This is a genomic window from Synechococcus sp. MU1655, assembly GCF_023630655.1.
GTDB lineage: Bacteria > Cyanobacteriota > Cyanobacteriia > PCC-6307 > Cyanobiaceae > Synechococcus_C.
On the sequence record NZ_JAKUHK010000163.1, the window covers coordinates 1 to 4,537 of the forward strand.

Here is a 4,537-nt window from a genome sequence, read left to right on the forward strand (position 1 = left end):
GCATGAAAGATTATATTATCAGCCTTATTACAGACAATGCATCAATTCAAGAGCTGGAGCCATGAATCAGCTCAAAAAGACCTCCAAAAAAACTTATTTATCAATCAAAGCAATGCAGAAGACCAGGCTTTTTTCCCTCGGCATCATGCTTATCTTTTTAACTCCGCTTTCATCCCTTTCTCAAATGAAAACGTACAGTAGCACCAATATGTCAGGGCAAAATAGAGTTTCTAATGGTAGAGAGATTACAACCAGCAAAACTAATAGGATAATGGAAATGGATGCTCAAATGGATAATCAGATAAGAACTTTTGAAGTCACTGGCGATGGAATTGAAGGCCCAGTTAATGAATTGGCGATACAAAATCTTGAACAAGAACATAATGGAGATCCATCATTAAAGCAAAGCCTTAATCGAGGTATGACAGAAAACGGTGATACCGTTGGCACAGCCAACAGCGAAATCATGTCCGAAGATACATTTTCTATTACAGCAACAATGAATATTCTACAAGAAAACTTTGAAATGTTCGAGCGAAAAAAAGAACAAGTAATCACTGAGCGAAAGAGTGCATTCAGCGCTACTGTCAACTCTTCATCATTCTCCACCGAGGCTGGCTTCAGCAGTAAATTTTGACAATTAATCTATCGTTTATATTAGCCAGCTTAATTCTTACCATTCTCAGCAGCAAGAACATATTTATAGCCCATAAATTTCCTTGATCGCCTTCTCATCCCTAGCGCAAATTTCACCCCTCTTTTGCTTAAGAGTTTGAGTCAGCAATCCATTTTCTATGGTAAAAGATTCAACGAAAGCTACGCCGCACAACCTTTCATCTGACCTTGAGCCCAAACGTGACTGAAGGTCACGATTAAACTCCTTTTTCAAAAGATCTAACAGCTTTACTTTGCTACTGCCTACAAGTAATGAATCAACATCTTCAAAACCTTTGTTTTTAGCAAATTGCGACAAGCCATCTTGACTCGGAACAATCAAAGCACCGAGTTGTTTCTCGTCTTGACCGACAAGTAAGACTTGTTCAACCACTGGATTCATCAGCAGATGAGCTTCCAGAGGCCCTGGCTCAATATTTTCACCGCTGCTTAAAACAATGGTGTCTTTCGCTCTGCCCGTTAACACCACAGAGCCATCTGGAAGAAGCATTCCCAAATCACCGGTGTCGAACCATCCATCAACATCCAGAACTTTTGCAGTGGCTTCAGGTTTCCCCAAGTATCCCTGCATGACCTGAGGTCCACGCACAAGCACCAAGCCACGTTCTCTAAAACTGAGAGGAGCTCGGGATTCAGGATCCACAATCCTGAATTCAGTCTGAGGCATTGGCTGCCCTGAACTTCCACGAATGTTGCGCCATGGACGCCGGCAGCTCACAACCGGACTGGTTTCGGTGAGGCCATAGCCCACTAGCAACTCGATCCCCACCGCCTCAAAGAAGGAATCCACATGAGGTGCGATCGCTCCTCCTCCATTGATGGGGAAGCGCAGCTGTCCCCCACTGAGTTGCAACCTCAGCTTTGGCCAGATCAGCTTGGACGCCAGGGCATGGGCGGGCCAGCGCCCGGCGGATTTCAGGCCTGCCATCAAGCGCTGACGGCGACCCAAGGGCATCAACATCAGGTTGCGACGCTGACGCCTTGCCAAGCAATAGGCACTGCTATTCGCGAGTGCCGCGCGCAAAAAGCTCTGCCTGGATGCAGGGAATGTTTTCAGGACATCTTCAAACCCGGCTTGCACCGCCTCCCATAGGCGCGGCACCGTGACCATCACCACAGGCTTCACCCTGGGCAAATCACGTTTGAGCTGTTTAATCGTGGTGTAACTCTGCGAACAGGCGCAGGAGAAGAAGTAATACTCCGCACTACGTTCATAGGCATGCCAGATCGGCAACACGCTGAGCACGGGTGCGCCAGGTTCTGGCCGAGCAACGCAACTCAAGCTGCGCATCTGATGCAGCAGGTTGGCGTGGCTGAGGGGAACGCCCTTCGGCTGACCGGTGGTGCCTGAGGTGTAAAGGATGGTGGCTGTGGTACTAGCAGCGCTGGCCGCATCTCGACCAAGATCTGGATCCGGAGCCTGTTGCTCGGCGCCAGCCGCCAAAAGATCAGACCAAGAGATCACGTCTGGATCCACAGCATCACCCTCAAGCTGCAGGACAAAGCGCAGCTGGCTGCGCAGCTGCGCAGGCAATTGGAGCCGTTGCCAAAGGTCCGCGTTTTGAACCACCAGGGCCACGGCCTTGGCATCTTCAAGGATGTAACGCAGCTCCTCGACGGGGGCTGAGGAGCCACGCACCGCATCGGCCGCACCGGTGCGCATCAAACCTTGATCTGCCATCAGCCAGCGGGGACTGTTTTCTGCAAACAGTCCCACCACATCGCCTTCACCAATCCCCAAGGAACGGAACCCTGCAGCCGCTGTCGTGATCCGTTGCGACAACTCCTGATAGGTGAAATGCTCCGGATGAGCCGCATGGGGAGCATCCACAGCCATGAGAGCACCATGACGTTGCTCAAGCCAGGGCCAGAGCTGATCCACTCTCCCCAGACCTTGCACATGCTGCTGACGGGCGAGTGATTTCAACTCCCAAGGCGTTGGTCGCCAGCTGGCCTGTGCACACGAACCCACAACGTTGTTTTCAGCTTGCGCCTAGGAGTACCACCCAGAATCAAGACCAGCAAGGTCGCACCAGCTGATTGACAGGCGCTGGGCCAGTGCATCCCGCAGGAGTGGCTGCACAACCGCAGGCGTGATCCCAGGAATCCAGCGCTGCAAACGATCCACAGGACGATCAGAAATTCCACATGGCACAACATGCGCAAACCCGTCCATGGCGCACGACACGTTGAGAGCAAGGCCGTGCTGAGTGATCCAACGACGACATCCCACCCCGATGGCCGCCACTTTTCGCCCCTCCAGCCAAACCCCCGTCAGGCCTGGGATGCGTTGGCCCTTCAAATCCAATGCCGCCAACACATCGATCACCACCTGTTCGAGCTGGCGCATGTACCAATGAAGGTCTGGTTCACGCCGGCGAAGGTCCAACACCGGATAGGCCACCAACTGCCCGGGGGCGTGGTGGGTGACCTCCCCTCCCCGGTCGATGCGATGCAGGGGAGCTGGCGCATTCTCGGGATCAAAGCGCAAGTGATCTTCCGTCGCTCCGCGACCAAGGGTGAAGCAAGACGGATGCTGAAGAAGCCAAACCGCTTCCCTGTCTGAGCCGTCCTCAGCCAGTAAGCACTTCTGCCATCCCCGTTGCCACTCCCAGGCCTGAGAGAACGGCACAGGTGCAACCGGCTCAAAAAGAAATGCCGCAGACCGCTTTCCTGGGTCTGAGGCAGTTAGTAAGTTGCCGGTAGAACCAGGCAAAGGGGAACGCCATGAAGCTTCTGATCCATGGTCGCAATTTGGATGTGACGCCCGCACTCCGGGAATACACCGAAACAAAACTGGAACGGGCCATCCACCACTTCGACGACCTCGTTAAGGAAGCGGATGTGCATCTGTCAGTTGCACGCAACCCAAGGGTTCCGCAACAAACCGCCGAAGTCACGGTGTTCGCCAATGGCACGGTGATTCGCGCCCAAGAGAGAAGCGAAAACCTTTACGCCAGCATCGATCTGGTCGCAAGCAAACTGGCGCGCCAACTGCGACGGTTCAAGGAACGCCACAGCGACCATGGCCATCGGACCACCCCAACAGCAGCGAATGACGTCCTCCTGACGGAACGGCCCACAGAAGACTCCCTGCTCGAAGGCAAAGAAGCGCAGCTCCCCAGCCCGGGCGTTCGGCGCAAATATTTCGCCATGCCAGCGATGAGCCTCGAAGAGGCACGCCATCAACTGGAACTGATCGACCACGACTTCTATCTGTTTCGAGACAAAGAAAGCGGTGAACTTCAGGTGATTTATCACCGCAATCACGGTGGCTTTGGCGTGATCCAAGCGCGGAACTAAAGGCAGTGCTTGCCCCACAACGATGACCGCGTCGCCGCGTCGGCGGGAGCTTCCGGAGCTCCCGCCCTTAATCCATCAAGCCGTCTTAGATCCTTTGTTGGAAGAGGAGGCCCTGCACAACCTCTGTGATGCGGGCAGGCTGCTCGGATTCGGGGGGCTTTCCACCAGCCTCTGCCACCTAGAGGCGGTTCGAAACCGCATCGGACCAAGCGGTCGTCTTCGCTTGTTTGCCGTGGTGGACTTCCCCTTCGGAACCATTCCAGCAGAGCTCAAACGGGCGCAAGCGGAATGGGCCGCAGCCCGCGGGGCTGATGCCCTCGATGTGGTGCCCAATCTCGCTGCCATCACCGCGGGGCGGTCGGAAACCTATGCAGAAGAACTCGCGCAGATCTGCGATCTCGGCCTACCCGTGACGGTGATTTTGGATGTGAACCGCTTGCAGCCAGCGGGCCTGAGCTTGGCCGTAGAAGCCGCCATCGATGCCGGTGCTGCGTGCTTGCAAGCCGGCAACGGATTTGGACCCGCCACCACTCCGGTGCAGGTGCGCAAGCTCAAAGAG

At 54.4% G+C, this 4,537-nt stretch carries 5 protein-coding genes; 3 read left to right on the plus strand and 2 right to left on the minus strand.

What is annotated here, in order from left to right; genetic code table 11:
* Positions 1 to 637 (plus strand): hypothetical protein (locus NCN04_RS08230; RefSeq protein ID WP_250395763.1); only part of this gene is annotated, 637 nt, incomplete at its 5' end.
* A 63-nt stretch (positions 638 to 700) separates the two neighbouring features.
* Here NCN04_RS08230 and NCN04_RS08235 read toward each other — a convergent pair.
* Positions 701 to 2,602 (minus strand): AMP-binding protein, encoded by a 1,902-nt coding sequence (locus NCN04_RS08235; protein WP_284498676.1) that lies wholly within the window; start codon positions 2,600 to 2,602, stop codon positions 701 to 703.
* A 66-nt stretch (positions 2,603 to 2,668) separates the two neighbouring features.
* Positions 2,669 to 3,391, minus strand: coding sequence for a lipoyl(octanoyl) transferase LipB (gene lipB / locus NCN04_RS08240; protein ID WP_250395765.1), 723 nt, complete (start codon positions 3,389 to 3,391; stop codon positions 2,669 to 2,671).
* An 11-nt stretch (positions 3,392 to 3,402) separates the two neighbouring features.
* Between lipB and hpf the strand changes: the two genes are divergently transcribed.
* Both hpf and NCN04_RS08250 read left to right on the plus strand, forming a co-directional pair.
* Positions 3,403 to 3,978, plus strand: a complete 576-nt coding sequence (gene hpf, locus NCN04_RS08245) for a ribosome hibernation-promoting factor, HPF/YfiA family (RefSeq protein WP_011618551.1) — start codon at positions 3,403 to 3,405, stop codon at positions 3,976 to 3,978.
* Positions 3,979 to 4,000: 22 nt separating this feature from the next.
* Positions 4,001 to 4,537 (plus strand): beta/alpha barrel domain-containing protein (locus tag NCN04_RS08250; protein WP_250395766.1); only part of this gene is annotated, 537 nt, incomplete at its 3' end.

Excerpts from the sequence above, each read along its gene's own strand:
- hpf (WP_011618551.1), top strand. The coding sequence starts at position 3,403 with ATGAAGCTTCTGATCCATGGTCGCAATTTGGATGTGACGCCCGCACTC.